The 15,981-nt window shown below is 71.9% G+C and carries 13 protein-coding genes; 4 read left to right on the forward strand and 9 right to left on the reverse strand.

The window, feature by feature from the left end; all coding sequences use genetic code 11:
• Nucleotides 1-1,034: chaperonin GroEL (gene groEL, locus KBI5_RS12855; RefSeq protein ID WP_116289908.1), on the forward strand; the 1,034-nt coding region annotated here is incomplete at its 5' end.
• A 467-nt stretch (nt 1,035-1,501) separates the two neighbouring features.
• Nucleotides 1,502-2,050 (forward strand): Uma2 family endonuclease, encoded by a 549-nt coding sequence (locus KBI5_RS12860; RefSeq protein WP_085015357.1) that lies wholly within the window; start codon nt 1,502-1,504, stop codon nt 2,048-2,050.
• 52 nt (nt 2,051-2,102) lie between these two features.
• Here KBI5_RS12860 and KBI5_RS12865 read toward each other — a convergent pair whose 3' ends face one another.
• From KBI5_RS12865 to KBI5_RS12905, 9 genes are all read right to left on the reverse strand, one after another.
• Nucleotides 2,103-3,740 carry a DNA repair helicase XPB gene (locus KBI5_RS12865; RefSeq protein ID WP_085015358.1) on the reverse strand — a complete coding sequence of 546 codons (1,638 nt, stop codon included), beginning with the start codon at nt 3,738-3,740 and terminating at the stop codon, nt 2,103-2,105.
• 297 nt (nt 3,741-4,037) lie between these two features.
• A complete protein-coding gene (locus KBI5_RS12870) occupies nt 4,038-6,551 on the reverse strand; it encodes a helicase-associated domain-containing protein (RefSeq protein ID WP_085015359.1) in 2,514 nt (837 codons plus the stop codon).
• An 86-nt stretch (nt 6,552-6,637) separates the two neighbouring features.
• Nucleotides 6,638-7,153, reverse strand: a complete 516-nt coding sequence (locus KBI5_RS12875) for a hypothetical protein (protein ID WP_085015360.1) — start codon at nt 7,151-7,153, stop codon at nt 6,638-6,640.
• A 421-nt stretch (nt 7,154-7,574) separates the two neighbouring features.
• Nucleotides 7,575-8,369, reverse strand: coding sequence for a hypothetical protein (locus tag KBI5_RS25885; protein WP_133057020.1), 795 nt, complete (start codon nt 8,367-8,369; stop codon nt 7,575-7,577).
• Between the two features lie 652 nt (nt 8,370-9,021).
• Nucleotides 9,022-9,459 (reverse strand): DUF3180 domain-containing protein, encoded by a 438-nt coding sequence (locus tag KBI5_RS12885; protein ID WP_011438758.1) that lies wholly within the window; start codon nt 9,457-9,459, stop codon nt 9,022-9,024.
• Nucleotides 9,456-10,061, reverse strand: a complete 606-nt coding sequence (gene folK, locus KBI5_RS12890) for a 2-amino-4-hydroxy-6-hydroxymethyldihydropteridine diphosphokinase (RefSeq protein ID WP_085015362.1) — start codon at nt 10,059-10,061, stop codon at nt 9,456-9,458. The genes KBI5_RS12885 and folK overlap by 4 nt, the downstream gene beginning before the upstream one ends.
• The gene (gene folB, locus KBI5_RS12895) at nt 10,051-10,518 is read right to left on the reverse strand and encodes a dihydroneopterin aldolase (RefSeq protein WP_085015363.1); all 468 of its coding nucleotides are present in this window, start codon (nt 10,516-10,518) and stop codon (nt 10,051-10,053) included. The genes folK and folB overlap by 11 nt, the downstream gene beginning before the upstream one ends.
• Nucleotides 10,515-11,450: a dihydropteroate synthase gene (gene folP / locus KBI5_RS12900; RefSeq protein ID WP_011438761.1), complete on the reverse strand. Its 936-nt coding sequence runs from the start codon at nt 11,448-11,450 to the stop codon at nt 10,515-10,517. Before folP ends, folB begins: the two co-directional genes overlap by 4 nt.
• Nucleotides 11,447-12,313 carry a GNAT family N-acetyltransferase gene (locus KBI5_RS12905; protein ID WP_198537688.1) on the reverse strand — a complete coding sequence of 289 codons (867 nt, stop codon included), beginning with the start codon at nt 12,311-12,313 and terminating at the stop codon, nt 11,447-11,449. The genes folP and KBI5_RS12905 overlap by 4 nt, the downstream gene beginning before the upstream one ends.
• A gap of 845 nt (nt 12,314-13,158) precedes the next feature.
• Here KBI5_RS12905 and KBI5_RS12910 point away from each other — a divergent pair.
• Together KBI5_RS12910 and KBI5_RS12915 are read left to right on the forward strand one after the other, a co-directional pair.
• Nucleotides 13,159-14,580: a hypothetical protein gene (locus tag KBI5_RS12910; RefSeq protein ID WP_085015365.1), complete on the forward strand. Its 1,422-nt coding sequence runs from the start codon at nt 13,159-13,161 to the stop codon at nt 14,578-14,580.
• 35 nt (nt 14,581-14,615) lie between these two features.
• Complete coding sequence (locus tag KBI5_RS12915; protein WP_043590524.1) at nt 14,616-15,560, forward strand: aminoglycoside phosphotransferase family protein; 945 nt, start codon at nt 14,616-14,618, stop codon at nt 15,558-15,560.
• The last annotated feature ends 421 nt before the right edge of the window (nt 15,561-15,981 follow it).

A 15,981-nucleotide genomic window follows, 5' to 3' on the forward strand; every position in this document is an offset into this window, starting at 1 on the left:
ACATCTCGCCGTACTTCGTCACGGACGCGGACCGTCAGGAAGCCGTCCTGGACGACCCGTACATCCTGATCGTCAACAGCAAGATCTCCGCGGTCAAGGACCTGCTCCCGCTGCTGGAGAAGGTCATGCAGACCGGTAAGCCGCTGGCGATCATCGCCGAAGATGTCGAGGGCGAGGCGCTGGCCACCCTGGTCGTCAACAAGATCCGCGGCACCTTCAAGAGCGCCGCGGTGAAGGCCCCCGGCTTCGGTGACCGCCGCAAGGYGATCCTGGGCGACATCGCCATCCTGACCGGTGGTCAGGTCATCTCCGAGGACGTCGGCCTCAAGCTCGAGAGCACCTCGCTCGACCTGCTCGGCCGTGCCCGGAAGATTGTCGTTACCAAGGACGAGACGACCGTCGTCGAGGGTGCCGGCGACCCCGACCAGATCGCCGGTCGGGTCAGCCAGATCCGCAACGAGATCGAGAAGTCGGACTCGGACTACGACCGCGAGAAGCTCCAGGAGCGGCTCGCGAAGCTGGCTGGCGGCGTCGCCGTCATCAAGGTCGGCGCGGCCACCGAGGTCGAGCTCAAGGAGAAGAAGCACCGCATCGAGGACGCGGTGTCCAACGCGAAGGCCGCTGTCGAGGAGGGCATCGTCGCCGGTGGCGGCGTCGCGCTGCTCCAGGCGTCGATCACTGCCTTCGAGAAGTTGGACCTGTCCGGCGACGAGGCGACCGGTGCCAACATCGTCCGGCTCGCGCTCGAGGCGCCCATCAAGCAGATCGCSKTCAAYRSCGGYCTSGARGGCGGCGTCGTGGTCGAGAAGGTCCGCAACCTGCCGACCGGCCACGGCCTGAACGCGGCCACCGGCGAGTACGTCGACCTGATCGGCACCGGCATCATCGACCCGGCCAAGGTCACCCGCTCCGCCCTGCAGAAYGCCGCRTCSATCGCCGGSCTGTTCCTCACCACCGAGGCCGTCATCGCCGACAAGCCGGAGAAGAACCCGGCCCCGGCAGTCCCGGGCGGCRGCGGCGACATGGACTTCTAGTCCAGCTCGTCACCCGCTGTACCCTGCACCACCGTCTGGACGAGGGCGGCTCCGGTTCTCCCGGGGCCGCCCTCGTGCGTTCGCCCGTGCATCACGGCCGAAGGCTCCGTGCGGGGAAAGGCTTGCCCCCGCGGACGGGAGGTTCCGCGGGGGCAAGCTCTCTGGCGTGGGAGCCGGGCGCCACTCGGGACGGAGCGAACGCCGGAAGGCACTCCCAAAGACGATCTTTCCAAGAACGCTCTTCTCGGCCGCCATCGACGGCGACCAAATTATCATCGGGTAATCCAAGAGACAAGAGCTTTATATCACTCCTTTTGAACAATTCGAAGGTCGTCTTCGTTAGACTTCGACCTTTTGTCGCGACACGGACAATTAACGCATGCCAGCTTTAGACAGCGGCCACGGCAACAGGCACGATAGCCATCGTGGTTCAGGCCCCCGCACAGCCGCGCTCCCATCGCCCCTCGATGACCGTTCCCACCCCCCCGGTCACCGTGGAAGATCTCGACACGGGCGGGCATGACGACGCTCGGTTCGAACTCCTGGACGGCTTGTGCGTCCTGYGACCATGGCCGACACCGCTGCGGGCCCGCGTCACGGCGCGCCTGGTCCGGATCCTGGCGGACACGGCCACCTCCGGAGCTCATATCCTGCCGGCCGGGATCGGGGTGGAGCTGTCCCCCCGCAGTCTGMTCGTGCCGGACGTCGTGGTGGCGGCGGCGAGTGGTGACACCGGCCGTCGGTTCCGGGACACCCCGTCCCTCGTCATCGAAGTGGCCGACGCCAGCACCCGGCGCTACAACCGCACCCTCAAACTCGATCTCTACCGGCAACGCGGCGTGCCGTCCTGCTGGCTGATCGACCCGGACACCGCCACCATCGAGGCGTACGACCTGGTCGCCGACGCGTACCTCGCCACCCGCACGGTCAGCGGGAAGGAGACCTTCACCGCCACCCAGCCCTTTCCGGTGGCGATCCAGCCGGCCGAGCTGATCGACCCGCCCGACTCGGAGTGATGGCGCGACGCCGACCGCTACCCCGGGAAGCCCGCCGAAGGCCCGTGCGGGGCTAGCAGACGTCGTCGGCGTCGACGATGGTGTAGGCGTAGCCCTGCTCGGCGAGGAATCGCTGGCGGTGCGCCGCGTACTCCTGGTCAAGGGTGTCGCGGGCCACCACCGTGTAGAAGTGCGCCGTGCGGCCGTCGGCCTTGGGCCGCAGYACCCGACCGAGCCGCTGGGCCTCCTCCTGGCGGGAACCGAACGTGCCCGAGACCTGCACGGCCACCCCGGCCTCCGGCAGGTCGATGGAGACATTCGCGACCTTGGAAACGACCAGTGTGGTGATCTCCCCGGTCCGGAACGCCTCGAACAGTCGCTCCCGCTCCCGGTTACGGGTGGAACCCTGGATGACCGGGGCGTCCAACAGTTCCCCGAGCTCGTCGAGCTGGTCGAGATACGCGCCGATCACCAGCACCCGGTCATCGGAGTGCTGGCGGACGAGACGCTCCACCACCGCCCGCTTGCTGCGGGCGGTGGYACACATCCGGTACCGCTCCYCCGGCTCGGCGACGGCGTAGGCCATCCGCTCGTCCTCGGTGAGCGTGACGCGCACCTCGGTGCACTGCGCCGGCGCGATCCAGCCCTGTGCCTCGATCTCCCGCCACGGGGCGTCATACCGCTTCGGCYCGATCAACGAGAAGACGTCGCCCTCCCGGCCGTCCTCCCGGACGAGGGTCGCGGTCAGGCCGAGCCGACGACGGGACTGGATGTCGGCGGTCATCCGGAAGACCGGCGCCGGGAGCAGATGCACCTCGTCGTAGACGATCAGACCCCAGTCCCGGGCCCCGAACAACTCCAGGTGCAGGTATTCGCCCTTACGCCGGGCCGTCATCACCTGGTAGGTGGCGATGGTGACCGGCCGGATCTCCTTGCGCTCCCCGGAGTACTCGCCGATCTCCTCCTCGGTCAGCGAGGTGCGGCGCAGCAGCTCGTGCCGCCACTGCCGGCCGGCGACCGTGTTCGTAACCAGGATCAGCGTGGTCGCCCCGGCCTGGGCCATGGCCGCGGCGCCGACGATGGTCTTCCCGGCGCCCGCAGGCAGCACGACGACCCCCGACCCGCCCTCCCAGAACCCGGCTACCGCGCCCTTCTGGTAGTCGCGCAGCTCCCAGCCGTCCTGGCGCAGGTCGATCCGGTGCGCCTCGCCGTCGACGTAGCCGGCGAGATCCTCCGCCGGCCACCCGAGTTTGAGCAGCACCTGCTTGAGCCGGCCGCGCTCGGAGGGGTGCACGGCGATCGTGTCGTCGTCGATGCGGGAGCCGAGCATCGGCACGACCTTCTTGGCCCGGGCCACCTCGACGAGCACCACCCGGTCGAGAGCACGCAACACCAACCCGTGGGCCGGGTCATTTTCCAGGCGCAGCCGACCGTAGCGATCCATCGTGTCGGCGATGTCGACGAGCAGGGCGTGCGGCACGGCGTAACGGGAGAAGCGAACCAGCGCATCGACAACCTGCTCGGCGTCATGACCGGCGGCCCGGGCGTTCCACAGCGCCAGCGGCGTCACCCGATAGGTGTGCACGTRCTCCGGAGACCGTTCGAGCTCGGCGAACGGAGCGATGGCCGACCGCGCCTCGACAGCACTGGGATGCTCGACCTCGAGCAGCAACGTCTTGTCCGACTGGACGATCAACGGGCCGTCCGTCACCCGCCACCGCCCTTTCCGTCCGCCGTAGGTTCCGCCGTGGGTATCGACCCATCAGTGAACCACCAACACGAGCCGCCCTGCACCGATCGGTGCGGTGCGGGCCACCGGCGTAGCACCGGCACGATCACACCGGCGGCGCGCTGCTCGTTCACCGGCGCCCTTCGACGGTACAGCCGACCACCGACACGGTAACCAGAGGGGCCGAAGCCCGACCGAAACCACCGCGGGTCCCGCGGGCAAGCGGGCACACCGGTACCGGTACAGGTACCGGCCCACCGGCCCACCGGCCCGCCCGGCTCATGGCGGATCGGCGAGATCCTCCGCGGCGGCCGACCAGTCCGCCGCCACCGGCGGTCCGCCGAACGCGTCGTCGATGTCAGCGACGCCGGTCACCCGGTGCAGGACGAAACGACGCGGGCCGGCGCTGAGTTCGTCCCACGCGGTGAGCCAGCCGCCCTCGACGACGGTGGGCCGCACGATCCGGTCGCTCGGCGCACCCTGCTGGTCAACGTAGCCCAGCAGCACCCGGCGCCGGTCCCGGAMGGCTCCCTGCAGCAGCACCAGGATCAACGGCGCGGACCGGGTGAGCCCGACCTCGATGCCGGGAACCTCGCCGGYCGCCCGGACCGCCCGCGCGCTGTCGTCGCCCCGGCGGACCAGCCGGACCACGTCGCGCAGCTGGTTGATCCGGGTGTCGGCCACGTCGACCAACGCCGCGCGGGGACGCGCCGGCGTCCGATGGGCGGCGGGCCGGCGCAGCACCACCCGCCCGTCCGGGGCCTCCGCGACCGGGGCGAACCCGGCGTTGCGCAGGCCGGCGAGCATCTCCGCGGTCGGCAGTGGGGAGATGACGATCGTCGGCGCGATCCGGCGCAGCCCCAACGCCTGGGTACGCCGGTTGGCGACCACCTCGGCGAGCAGCGCCGTGTCCTCGCAGCGCAGGTAGCTCGCGGCGGGACCGGCCCGCAACCGGCCGTGCCGCCGGGCGGTGTCGTCGATCAGATAGGTGAGGGCCTGCGGCACCCCGCCTCGACCGAGACGGACGAGCATCGCGTGGATGTCCTCCGCTACCAGGCCCGAGTCCAGGCCGCGACGCAGCGAGGCCTCGGAGAACCGATAGACGGTGGCCGCGCCCGCGGACTCGACATCCGCCATCCGCGCCAGCTCCGCAGCCACCCGGGGTACCAGCGGGCCCGGGGCAACCGCGGTGAGATCCCCCTGCAGCAGCAGCTCCTCGACCGGCTCGGGCAGCAGCGGCGCAAGCGCGTCGGCGAGCCTGACGCACAGCCCTGGATCACCAGCCGCCGATCGGCTCGGCACGCCCACGTTCCGCGTCGGATCGGCGTTCTCCGCGTCGAGCTGGGCGGCGAGTAACCGACCGACCGTGCTCGGCGCGCCCCGGCCGGTCAGCCCGAGCAGCTCGGCCTCGACGATCGTTCCGTCGATCATCCCGGCGAGCAGCATTCCGCCGCGCCGGGGCGCTCGCCAGGTCAGCAGGGCACGCAACGACTCCGCGGTCGGCACCACCCCTGCGGGCGCCGCGGCCAGCGCCCGCAGGACCTGGGCACGCAGGTCCTGCACGGCCGGCCGCCGCACGTCCAGCGACAGGGGAGCGATCTGCCGGCCCCGTTCGTCCCGCTCGCCGACCAGCCAGGCGGCGGTCGGCGAGCGCAGCCAGCCCTCGACCAGTACGGCCCACCGGGCCGCCACCAGGTCGGTGCCCCAGCGGTCGTAGGCCGTGGTCGGCACGTACTGGACGTCAACCCCCGCGGTCGCGTCAACCAGGCCGGCCGCCGCGGCCAGCTCCACCACGAAGGCCGCGGTCCGCTCGTCAACGTCGAGCAGTTTCGCGGCGGCCCGCAGGTCCCGCACGCTCAACCCGCCGGTGCGCAGCGGAGTGACCGGGCTCGCGCCCCAAGCGTCCAGCAGGGTGGTGACCCACCGGACGAGGGTGTCCGCCGCCAGGGCCGCCACGGCGTCAACCGCCGCCACCCCGACGACCTCTCCCTCGACGGCGGGCGGATGCGGGTGCAGGACCCCGGCCGGATGCTCGCCGCGCACGACCAGCCCAACCTCGCGCGGCAGCTCGACGGTCTCCTCGTCCAATCCGACGAGCAGGCCGCGGGCGAGTAGTTCCTCCACCGGGGTTCGGGCCGCGGACACCCCCAGCAACCGGCCCGCCTCCGTGGTGGCGCCGAGCGCCGGACCCGCGGCCAGCCGGTCCAGCAGCTGCCGCGCCCGGGAGGAGCAGGTCTCGATCCACTCCCGCACCCGATCCGCGTCCGCGAAGGCGTCGCTCAACGCGTCGATCATCGCTTCCCGGACGGCGACCCCGGTCGTCGTCTCGTCGACCGCGCCCCGGGGCACCGGCAGGCCGGCCGCGGTCAGGAGCCGGGCGAGCTGGGACTGCCGGTACGTCGTCAGGCAGGCTCGCACGGGACGGCCGAGCCCCAGCGGGCGCACGCCGAGGAGGTCGACGACCATCCCGGTGACCCGCAGCTCGGCATCGTCGCCCCAGATGAGCCCGAGGTCACGAAGCCGGCCCACCGGCTCGGACACCTCCGAATGCCCGCAGAACCTTGTCAGCTCCGCCAGGGACACCGGCCGGGGAAGGATCGTCAACGCCTCCAGGAGCTCGCAGGCGCCCGTGTCGAGACGTTCCAACGCGCGGGCCACGCTGACCCGGATCTCCAGGCGGGCCGCAAGCACCTCGAAGTCCGGTGGGGGCGGCGTCGCCAGGTCCGGCCGTAGGAGGAAGAGCCGGGTCAACGCCTGATCCGGAAGCGCACGCAACCAGTCCACAAGGGTCACGGGCGCTGTCCTGAGGCCTCGGCGGCCGGCATCGACACCCTCACGACGGTAGCTGGCGCGACGCCAGGCCGACAGGGCGCCGTCGCTCAGCCGGGCCGTGCCGCGTCACCTGGGCGGATGCCGGATTCGCAACCGCGGCGGACACCGGCACCGCGGCGACGGGTGATGGCCCCGCGCGGCAGGTCGTCGTGCCGTCCAGYCGCTCCACCGCCGATCCCGACCCGGGCCGTCCCCACCTGATCGAGCACCCATCCGCAGCTGGTGTCCCACCGCAGTACCGCGATCGCCGGATCGGTACCGCCCAGCGGAGACAACACCGCAAACGCCCAGTCGGGTGCGCCGGTCGAGGTGCGGATGCCGGTGATGCGCAGACCATCCGGCGACACCCTGGACACCAGCGGGCTGTCGAAGACCGCCGCCGTGATCGCGGCGGCCTCGGCCTCGGTGGGCAGCCGGCCGGGTCCGTCGGAGGCGTCCGGGAGCTGCCCGGCCCGGCCGTTGCCGGCATGGCCCTGCCCGGCCCGGTCCTGGCCCACCCGCCCCTGGCCGCCACTGTTCACGGTCAGGGGTGCCGCAGGAGAAGGTGCGGGTCTTGGACGCACGTGGCCTCCCTGGATGCTTTGGCAGGCCAGGACGCGCGCTCGGCCGAACATCGGCGACCAGGATGCCCGAGACGGGCCTCTTCGCGGCGAGGTCGACGGAATGCGACAGACCTACCGATACCGATTTCACACGCCCGGGGCCATCGGATGCAAGAGGATTCGGCAAACTGGGCGCAACCAATTTCGCCGGGACCGCTTCTCCTGCTCCGCCGGCCCGGATGGTCCGCGTGGCCGAGGATCCACAGGTTACCTGGACATTGCTTCGATCATACTCAATGGAGACCATAAAGCGACAAGTACGGCAACGGTGACAACAATCGCTCTCTGGTCGACAAACCTCTGCGTTGTATGCCATCTTTGCGAACTTTTTACGGGCCTGAGCCGCGAAGCCCAATCTCCGCCGACGGCGCCGGTCCAAGCCCTAACGACGCCGGTCGAACTGATCCACGAGGAAGGACAGATGGTTCACCCGTCCCCAGTCCGCGACCCGGGACATCGTCCCGGCGTCACCGGGCAGGGCCAGTGTCCGGCCGAGCGAGACGCCGACGACGAGGACCGCCGCGAGCACCGCCGCCTGAATCGCGCTGAGTACCGGGTTACGCGGCTGGCGGCCCCCTCCAGCCGGGACTCGGGTACCGGCTCGGGTACGGGCTCGGCTACCGGCCACGCGGCCGTGCGGGCGGGCCGGCTCCGAGACGGCGGCAGCGTCGCCGGCATCCGGCCCGTCGACTTCAGGACTCCCCCGCCGACCCTGTCCCGGCGGGTCCGCTCGTGGCCGGCCGGAGGCAGCGCCCGGTGACATCCGATCCGGGGCGCGCCGGGGTTCCCCGGCGGTCCGTGGGCCGTCGTCCCTGATCGCGTGCTGGTACCCGGTGAAGCTGACCTCGTCCAGTAGCCCGGAACCCGGCCGAAGTCCGGAACCCGGCCGACCGCCTCCCCGGGAGAAGCCGTCCGGGTCCGGAGGAGATCCCCGGTCCAGCCCGGACGGCGCGCGCGGGTCCGGGGGAGACGAGGAATACGCGGGTCGGTGCCGGGGGGCATCGACCCCACCCGGCGGGGAGACACCCGCGCCGCGTGGGTCGGGCCAACCGCCGCGATGGTCGGATCGCTGCGCCGGCTCGGATCGCTGCGCCGGCTCGGGCCGCTCCCCGGGCGGGACCGGCCCGCCCGGGGGCCGCCAGGCCGAGGCCGGCCGATCAACCTGCGCTGGCGTCACTGTATGAGATTGTACGATATCGTACGGTGTTGGATTGTCACCGTACGCCGGTCCGTCGAACGTCGGCGCGGCGGCTCGCGGCGAGTGGCGGGGCTCGGGCCTCCTGGCGGATCTCGTCGCCAGCGTGCTGAACGCGACGATCCGGCCCTCGGACGGCTGGCGGCGCCGGGGCGCGGCGGTTCCCTCAGCTGCCGGACCCGACCGGGGAGCGGCCCGAGCCGCGTTGGCAGGGAGATCACGCACGGGGTCCGAGAAGTTCCGCGCCGGGTCGCGAACCGGACCGGCGGGTGGGCCGGGATCGGCGCCATCGCCCACCCGACCATGGTCCACCCGACCATGGTTCAGTCGCGGCTGCGCGCGCGTGCCACCGTGCGAGTTCCTGCCCTCAGCGACCATCACCCGCCCCTTCCCGCCCCCGGCGCCTGGGCGCCACGTCACCGCACCATCCACCGACGACGCGAACAACGCCGACAATCACCACCCTACGGAGGTGGCCCAGGACAACCCCGACACCGACCACGGTCATATATCGCAATCTACCCCAGAGTAGTCCTACCAATACGAATCGGAACAGGCGGCCCATCGGTGATCACACCACTTTTCGGTGTTCCATCAGGACATTCCTCCCGGAGCCGGGCCGGGCCGGGCCGGGCTAACGCTTCTTGACCCGGCACACCCGTTCGAGGATGAGGCCCCCGGTTAACAGCACCATCGCCGCAGCCAACCCGAGACCCGCGGTGAGCGCGTCGCCGCCCGCGGTCGGGAACTCCCCCGTGCGGGGCATGGTGTAGCCGAACACACCCGCCCAGATGCCGGCGAGCGCCGCTCCGACGACGGAGCTCGCCTTGGCCAACGCGGCGAGCCGGGCGACCGTGAGCGGGAGGATCGGCCGCGTTCCCGGCCGCCCCTCCAGCCGGCGACGGGTCAGGGATGCGACCTGGAGCTCGATGGCACCGATCATGAGAACCGACACCGACGCCGTTCGCGGCAGCGTGGGAATCGATCGGTACGCCCACCACAGCAGCAGGTACCCGAGTACCCCGAACGCCACCGCGACCGCGATGAGATCACGTGCCCGGGTCGGTCTCACCTGGCCGCCTCTTCGGCGTCACTGCCGCCGACGGCGGGATCGGTGACGGCATCGGCCCCCGGATCCGCCTCGACCACGGGATCCGACAGCGACCACGGGATCCGGCGCAGACCGGCCGGGTGCTTCCCCGCGGCCATCCGGGCGACCAGATCGGCGACCCGCCCGTRCCCGGGCAGCGTCGCCTCGGGATCAACGTCCAGCCAGGGCACGCAGACGAAGGCCCGCAGATGTGCTCGGGGATGCGGCACGAGGATCTCGGGGTCGTCACTGCGCAGGTCACCGATCGCGATGACATCGACGTCGAGCGTTCGCGGGCCCCACCGGACGGCCCGGACCCGCGCGGCCCGTTCCTCCACCTCGCGGACGACCTCGAGCAGATCACGCGGGGGTGCCGGGCGCACCAGGACGACGGCGTTCAGGTAGTCGTCCTGCTCGGGTCCACCGACGGGTGCCGTCTCGTACACCGGTGAGCCGGCGAGCACCCCCAGCGCGCGGTCGAGCCGATGGACGGCGGCGGACARCCGGCCCAGACGATCGCCGAGGTTGGACCCGAGCGACAGCACCGCATGCTCCGGCCGGGTCATCATCCGGTCACCCGCCATCGGTGACGACCCCCGCGGCCGCGGYCGGCGCGGTCACCGACTCGACGCCGTCGACCCGGTTGCGGACGATCGTCACCGCGACATCGGCGAACGGAACCGCGATCGGGGCCGCGGGCTTGTGGACAGTCACCTCGGCCCGCATCACCCGACCGTCCCGCAGACAGGCGCGGACGAGTCGATCGGCGAGGGTCTCAATCAGATTCACGGGTTCTCCGGTGACGATCCCGGCAAGGGTCTCGGCAAGCTCGCCGTAGTGCACGGTGCGGGTCACGTCGTCGTGGAACGCCGCCGAAGAGAGGTCGAGCCACAGCGTGGCATCGACGACGAACTCCTGGCCAAGATCCCGTTCCGCCGCCAGAACCCCGTGGTAGCCGCGAGCCCGCAGCCCCGACAGGGTGATCCGGTCGAGCGACGTGGCCCTCGATTGGGAGGCGACCTCCGCTGCGGAGCCCGTCACCGCGGAGCCCACGGAACCTCCCGATCTTCCACGCGGCCGGGATCCACGGCCCGGCCGGGATCGGCCTCGGGTCCGTCCCCGCGCCGGTCACTATCGTCCCGCCAGGCGCGCACGACCCGCACGGCGTCGGCGGCAGGCCGGACGGCGTGCACCCGCACGCCCCACACCCCGGCCGCGGCCAGCAACGCGGTGGTCGCCTGGGTGGCGTCGTCCCGGTCGGCGACCGGCCGGGCCGGGCCGTTCGCGTCCGCCAGTACCGAGCCGAGAAACGACTTGCGGGACGTGCCGACGAGCAGCGGCCGGCCGAGCGCGACGAAGGCGTCGATGTGGCGCAGAAGCGTCCAGTTGTGCCGGGCGGTCTTGGCGAAGCCGATGCCGGGGTCGAGGATGACCCGATCCTCGGCGATCCCGGCGGCCAGCACGGCCCCGAGCCGGTCCACGAGCTCCGCGACCACCTCCGCGACCACGTCGCGGTACACCGCCCGGGACGCCATGTCCGCACTGGTCCCCCGCCCATGCATCAGCACGTAGTGCACGCCACGGTCGGCGACGAGACCGAGCAGATCGGGATCGGCGCCGCCGGACACGTCGTTGACGAGCACCGCCCCGGCGTCGACCGCGGCGGCGGCCACAGCGGCACGGCTGGTGTCGACGCTGACCCGGACGCCCGCGGCGGCGAGCTCGGCCACCACCGGAAGCACGCGACGCATCTCCTCGGCGGCGATGACCCGAGACGCGCCCGGTCGGGTCGACTCACCACCGACGTCGACGAGATCCGCCCCGTCGTCGGCCATCCGCAGCCCGGCCCGGACCGCGTCCAGCGGATCGAGGTAGGTACCGCCGTCCGAGAACGAGTCCGGCGTGACGTTGACGACGCCCATCACCCTGGTCAGGCCGCCCGGCAGGAGGAGTTCCTCGACGGTCCCGCTCATGGGAGACCTCCACCGGACGTCGCGTCCAGCGGCGCACGGCGGTAGGTGTAGCGGTAGACCGGCCGGAAACCAAGATCGGCGTACAGGCCCCGCGCCGCGGCGCTGACCTCTTCGACCTGCAGATACGCATGAGTGGCGCCTCTGCCCGCCGCCCACTCGGCGAGTGCCGCGATAACCCGGCGGGCCGCGCCCCGGCCACGGGCCACGGGCAGGGTGGCCATGCTGTAGACACCCAGCCAACRGTCGTCCGCGATGCCGCGTCCGACCGCCGCCGGCATGCCGTCCACGGTCAGGGTGATGTAGATGGTGGGCAGCCGCAGCGCCGAGAGCACCGCGAGCGTGCCGGGCCGCTGCGCGTTGAACGTCGTCAGCACCTGGCCGGCGACATCCAGCCACTCATCCGCCGGCGTGGTGGTGACGGTCATCCCCACCGAGCCGGCAGCCGCCGGTGCCCGGTCGGCACCACTCACAAGGCCGGCGAGAGGCGCCGTGCAGACGTCGGTAGGACCGGTGTCGTCGTACCCGGCGGCGTCGAGGACCGCGCCGAGCCCGGTCGGCCGGGAGAAGGGTGTCAGCTGGAAGGTCGGCGGCAGACCGGCGGCGGTGTAGAAATCCCGCACCGTGGCAAGCGCCGCGGCGAGGTCGGGCACGTCGCCGCGGGCCCAGACCGAGTTGCCTCGCCGGGACGACCCGGCGGACTCGCGCAGCACCCACCCGGCCCGTTCGACCTGGCGCAACGGCGGCCAGGCCCGGTGCGCCAGGTCATCGAGCTCACGGGCCAGGGACGCGTCGGCGGACGGCAGGTTCGTCCGCGGCCCGACCAGCGGATCGGCGGGACACCGCGCCACACGGTCATCAGGCACGGCGCGCCGACCACGGCCGGCCTGGTCGACACCAGCTGCGCGACCTGCCGGCCGGAAAGCACGTCGGGGGGCCATCGACCACGATACCGAGGCTACCGATCCGAACGCGGGGATGGACGACCCGAACGCGGGGATGGACGACCCGAGCGCGGGGATGGACGCCGGCGCCGATCGGACCAACATCGGGTCCCCCAGCTTCACCTTTTCGGTAATCATGACAAGGTGTCATGATTACAAAGCTATTGCCGCCTCGTTCCCGTTCTGGAGCGAACCGGCGGCGGGCCGCATCCCGGCCTYCCTCGGCTCGTCGCCCGGGACCCTCCCGGGCCGGGGCGATGATCCACAAGCCTGCGCCGCGCGATCCTGTCGGTCCTGCCAGCGCCCCCCTTCCTCATCCCGCCACCGCCGACCGGCGAGCTCCACCGCCGCATCGCACCGCCRCYGGCTTGCCCGCCAAACATGATCGGCAGAGGAAACCTCCGGGTAACACCACGCAGAGCCACGATGACAGGAACTTTGCGCACCAATAATCATCACCCTCCGGCGCAGCCTYCCTCCTACTATTGACAAAGCGAGACACAGGCCAGATCCGGTCGGACCAACCAGAGCGACCGGAACGACCGGCCGGCGGCAGCGAGGCCGTCGTACGACCGCCGGGAGACTTCGGCCGTTGATCRCTGGATCCGGCCGGACCGCCGTCAGGGAGGATGGCGGTCGCGGCACCGATGCGGGCGCGTGGTCTCACTGTGCGCCCCCGGTCGGTCGCTTCTCGCGGTGGGCTCTACCCCCACTACCTTGTCGTCACGGTCACGACCGTGGTGCTGTCTGAAGGAAGGACGCGCGGCATGCCGCAGTCGAGCGGATCTTCACCGACGCGCGGGCCCGACCCCGGGGCCTGGGTCCCGGCGAGCCGGGCGGCCCCTCTCCCACCCTGGTGGGCGACCACCGAGTCGATCGTCATCCCGCCGGCGCGCACCCCTCCGGACGACCACCCCGAGGACTACGAGCCGGCGCCACCGCCCCAGCCTTCGATGACGAAAGCCGCAACGAGCCCCACCGATGTGTCGCCGGCACCCGCGGGCACGCCATCCTTCGGCACTGTGAGCGAAGCACCATTCGGCGCTGTGAGCGGAGCGATCCCGGCGCAGCCGACACCGTCGTCGGCCCCCCACACCACACGCCTCGGCGCCCCGGCCCCCGGTGCCTCGGACCGCAGGCAGTTCCATCGCTATGCGGGAGCGGCGGTCATGACCGCGATCCTCGCCGAGGGACAGATCATGGAGGTCTCGGACGTCCTCGCGGCCAGTCCGATCCAGCTCGCCCTGGAACGCGCCGACGATCTGCTCGACGACCTCCTCGACGCGCACGAGGCGACCCCACCCGCGCACATCCTGGCCCAGACCGAGCGGTTGCGCCGCGGCCTGGAGCGACTCAGCCGGCGGTCCATCCCCGCCGGCGACGCCCACCGGCGCGACGTGCTGCGGGGGCGGGTCGCCGTGCTGGGTGCGGATGCGGCCTTCAAACTCGGTGACATCGAGACCGCGCGGTCGCTGACGTCGCTCGGGTTCCAGGCGGGGCGCTCGGTGGGTGAGGGTGCGCTTCGCGGTTCGGYCCGGGAAGTCGCGGCCGTCAACGAGTTCTACGCCGGCCGGCCCGACGAGGCGCTCCGCCTTGCCCGGGACGGGCTGACCCACGTCAGTGGCGGTGCCGTGCGGGCCCGACTTGTCTGCCAGGAGGCGCGTGCCCTCGCCGCCCTCGGTGACGTGCGGGGCGCGGCCCAGGCCCTGGACCGGGCGTACGACCTGGCGGACGCCATCCCGGCGGACCAGTGGGGCCGTCCCGGTCCGAGTTTCGACCAGTTCAATCCGGTCGAGGTGCCCTACAACGCCACGACGGCCCTGTGTCTACTCGGYCGACCACAGGCCGCCCAGGAACACGCGGATCTCGCCCTGCCGAAGCTGGACGGGATGAACGCCCCGGGATTCCGGTCGGTGATCCGCCTCGATCTCGCCCTGGCGCTGGCCCGGCAGGGTCGCCTGGAACTCGACCAGGTCTGCGCCCTGGCCACCGAGGCGATCCAGATCTCCTGGGGGCGAACCGTGGCCTCCGTCTCGGGACGCGCGGATCAGCTGCTCGCGGCCACCCGGCCGCACAGCGAGGTGCGCCAGGTGCGGGACCTCGCGGTACTCATCCGGGAGTGGCAACGCTCCGCGGCGCGGCAGCGGCCCGGCGGGCGCGCGGTTCCCGTGCCGAGCTCGCCGGTCTGACGCCGGCCACCGTACGAGGACCGTGCGAGGGCGCAGTGGCCGACGGCGGGCACCCTCCGGCGGGCTCGCCGGACCACGCGCGGTTCACCGCGGAGCGGACCCGCCGCGCCCTCGGTGCGATCTGCGCCGAGGCCGGCCTGGACGACTCGGATGCCATGCTGATCAAGAGAACCGTGAACGCGGTGTACCGGCTGCCACGGGCCGGCGCGGTTGTCCGGATCATCGGATCGGCCGCGATGGCGCATCGGGTGAACAAGGTGGTCCGGGTGGCCCGCTGGCTGGCGGAGAACCACGTCCCGGCCGTCCGGCTGCTCCCCGGCGTGCCGGCCCCGGTCACGGCGGCCGGCTTCCTCGCGACGGTCTGGGCCGACGCGACGCCACCCGGCACCCCGCCCGGCGGTCCGGCACCGGACACCGCGGAGCTGGCCGGCGCGCTGCGCGGTCTGCACACCCTGGCGCCGCCGGAACCGCCGCTGCCATGCTGGGATCCCCTCGACGACGTCCGCCGGCGATTATCCGACGCCGAGGCGCTCCCCGGGCCCGACCGCCGTTTCCTGGAGAAGATGACCGGCCGGATCGCGGCGGCTCTGCCCACCATCCGCTACGCGCTGCCGCGGGTCGTCATACATGGGGACGCGCATCTGGCGAACCTCGTGCGGGCCGCGGACGGCCGCGCGCTGCTCTGCGACTTCGACGCCACCTGCCTGGGGCCGGCGGAATGGGACCTGATTCCTGTGGCGGTCGGCCGGCTACGCTTCGGTCATGATCCTCAGGCCCACCTCGATCTGGCCCGGGGCTACGACTTCGACGTCACCACCTGGGACGGGTTCGCCGTCCTGCGGGCGGTCCGGGAACTGAAGCTGGTGACGAGCGTGGTGCCGATCCTGGGGAGCAGCGCGACGGTRGCCGCCCAGTTCCGGGTCAGGATCGACAGCCTGCGCTCCGGCGACACCGGCGTCCGCTGGTCCCCCTACCGTTGACGCCTCCCTCATCACCCTCGCTGTCAGGGCCCCCGGGGAGGAGACGCCCCCGGGGAGGAGACGCCCCCGGGGCCGGCACCACACGAGGCACACCGTTTCCACCGGCCGGGCCGTGCGGTCCACGGAACCACATGTCATTCTGGTCAGACCTGTCGGGCCGGTCCGGCGGGTCACGTCCACGTGCCGGACGCTCGGCTCCGAACGCGGGCTACCGGGGACCGCTGTCCTGGGCGTGGTCGTCAGATCACCCCGGCCTCATGGCTTGGGTCGCCCAAACGGAGGGGAGGCCCTTGAACACGACGGAGGGAATGCCCGCCCCGGGGATCAACCAGGTGGTGTGCTGCCCGGAGAACAATCATGAACGATGATCCCCGGGAGATCGGCGCCATCCGGGTCGGCGATGCCGGAGATCGGGACCCCG

Origin of the sequence: Frankia sp. KB5 (genome assembly GCF_002099325.1) — a bacterium.
Taxonomy (GTDB): domain Bacteria; phylum Actinomycetota; class Actinomycetes; order Frankiales; family Frankiaceae; genus Frankia; species Frankia casuarinae.

What these genes read in the sequence shown, in the direction of transcription:
- folP (WP_011438761.1), bottom strand. Translation starts at nt 11,450, where the DNA reads ATGAGCGGGACCGTCGAGGAACTCCTCCTGCCGGGCGGCCTGACCAGG.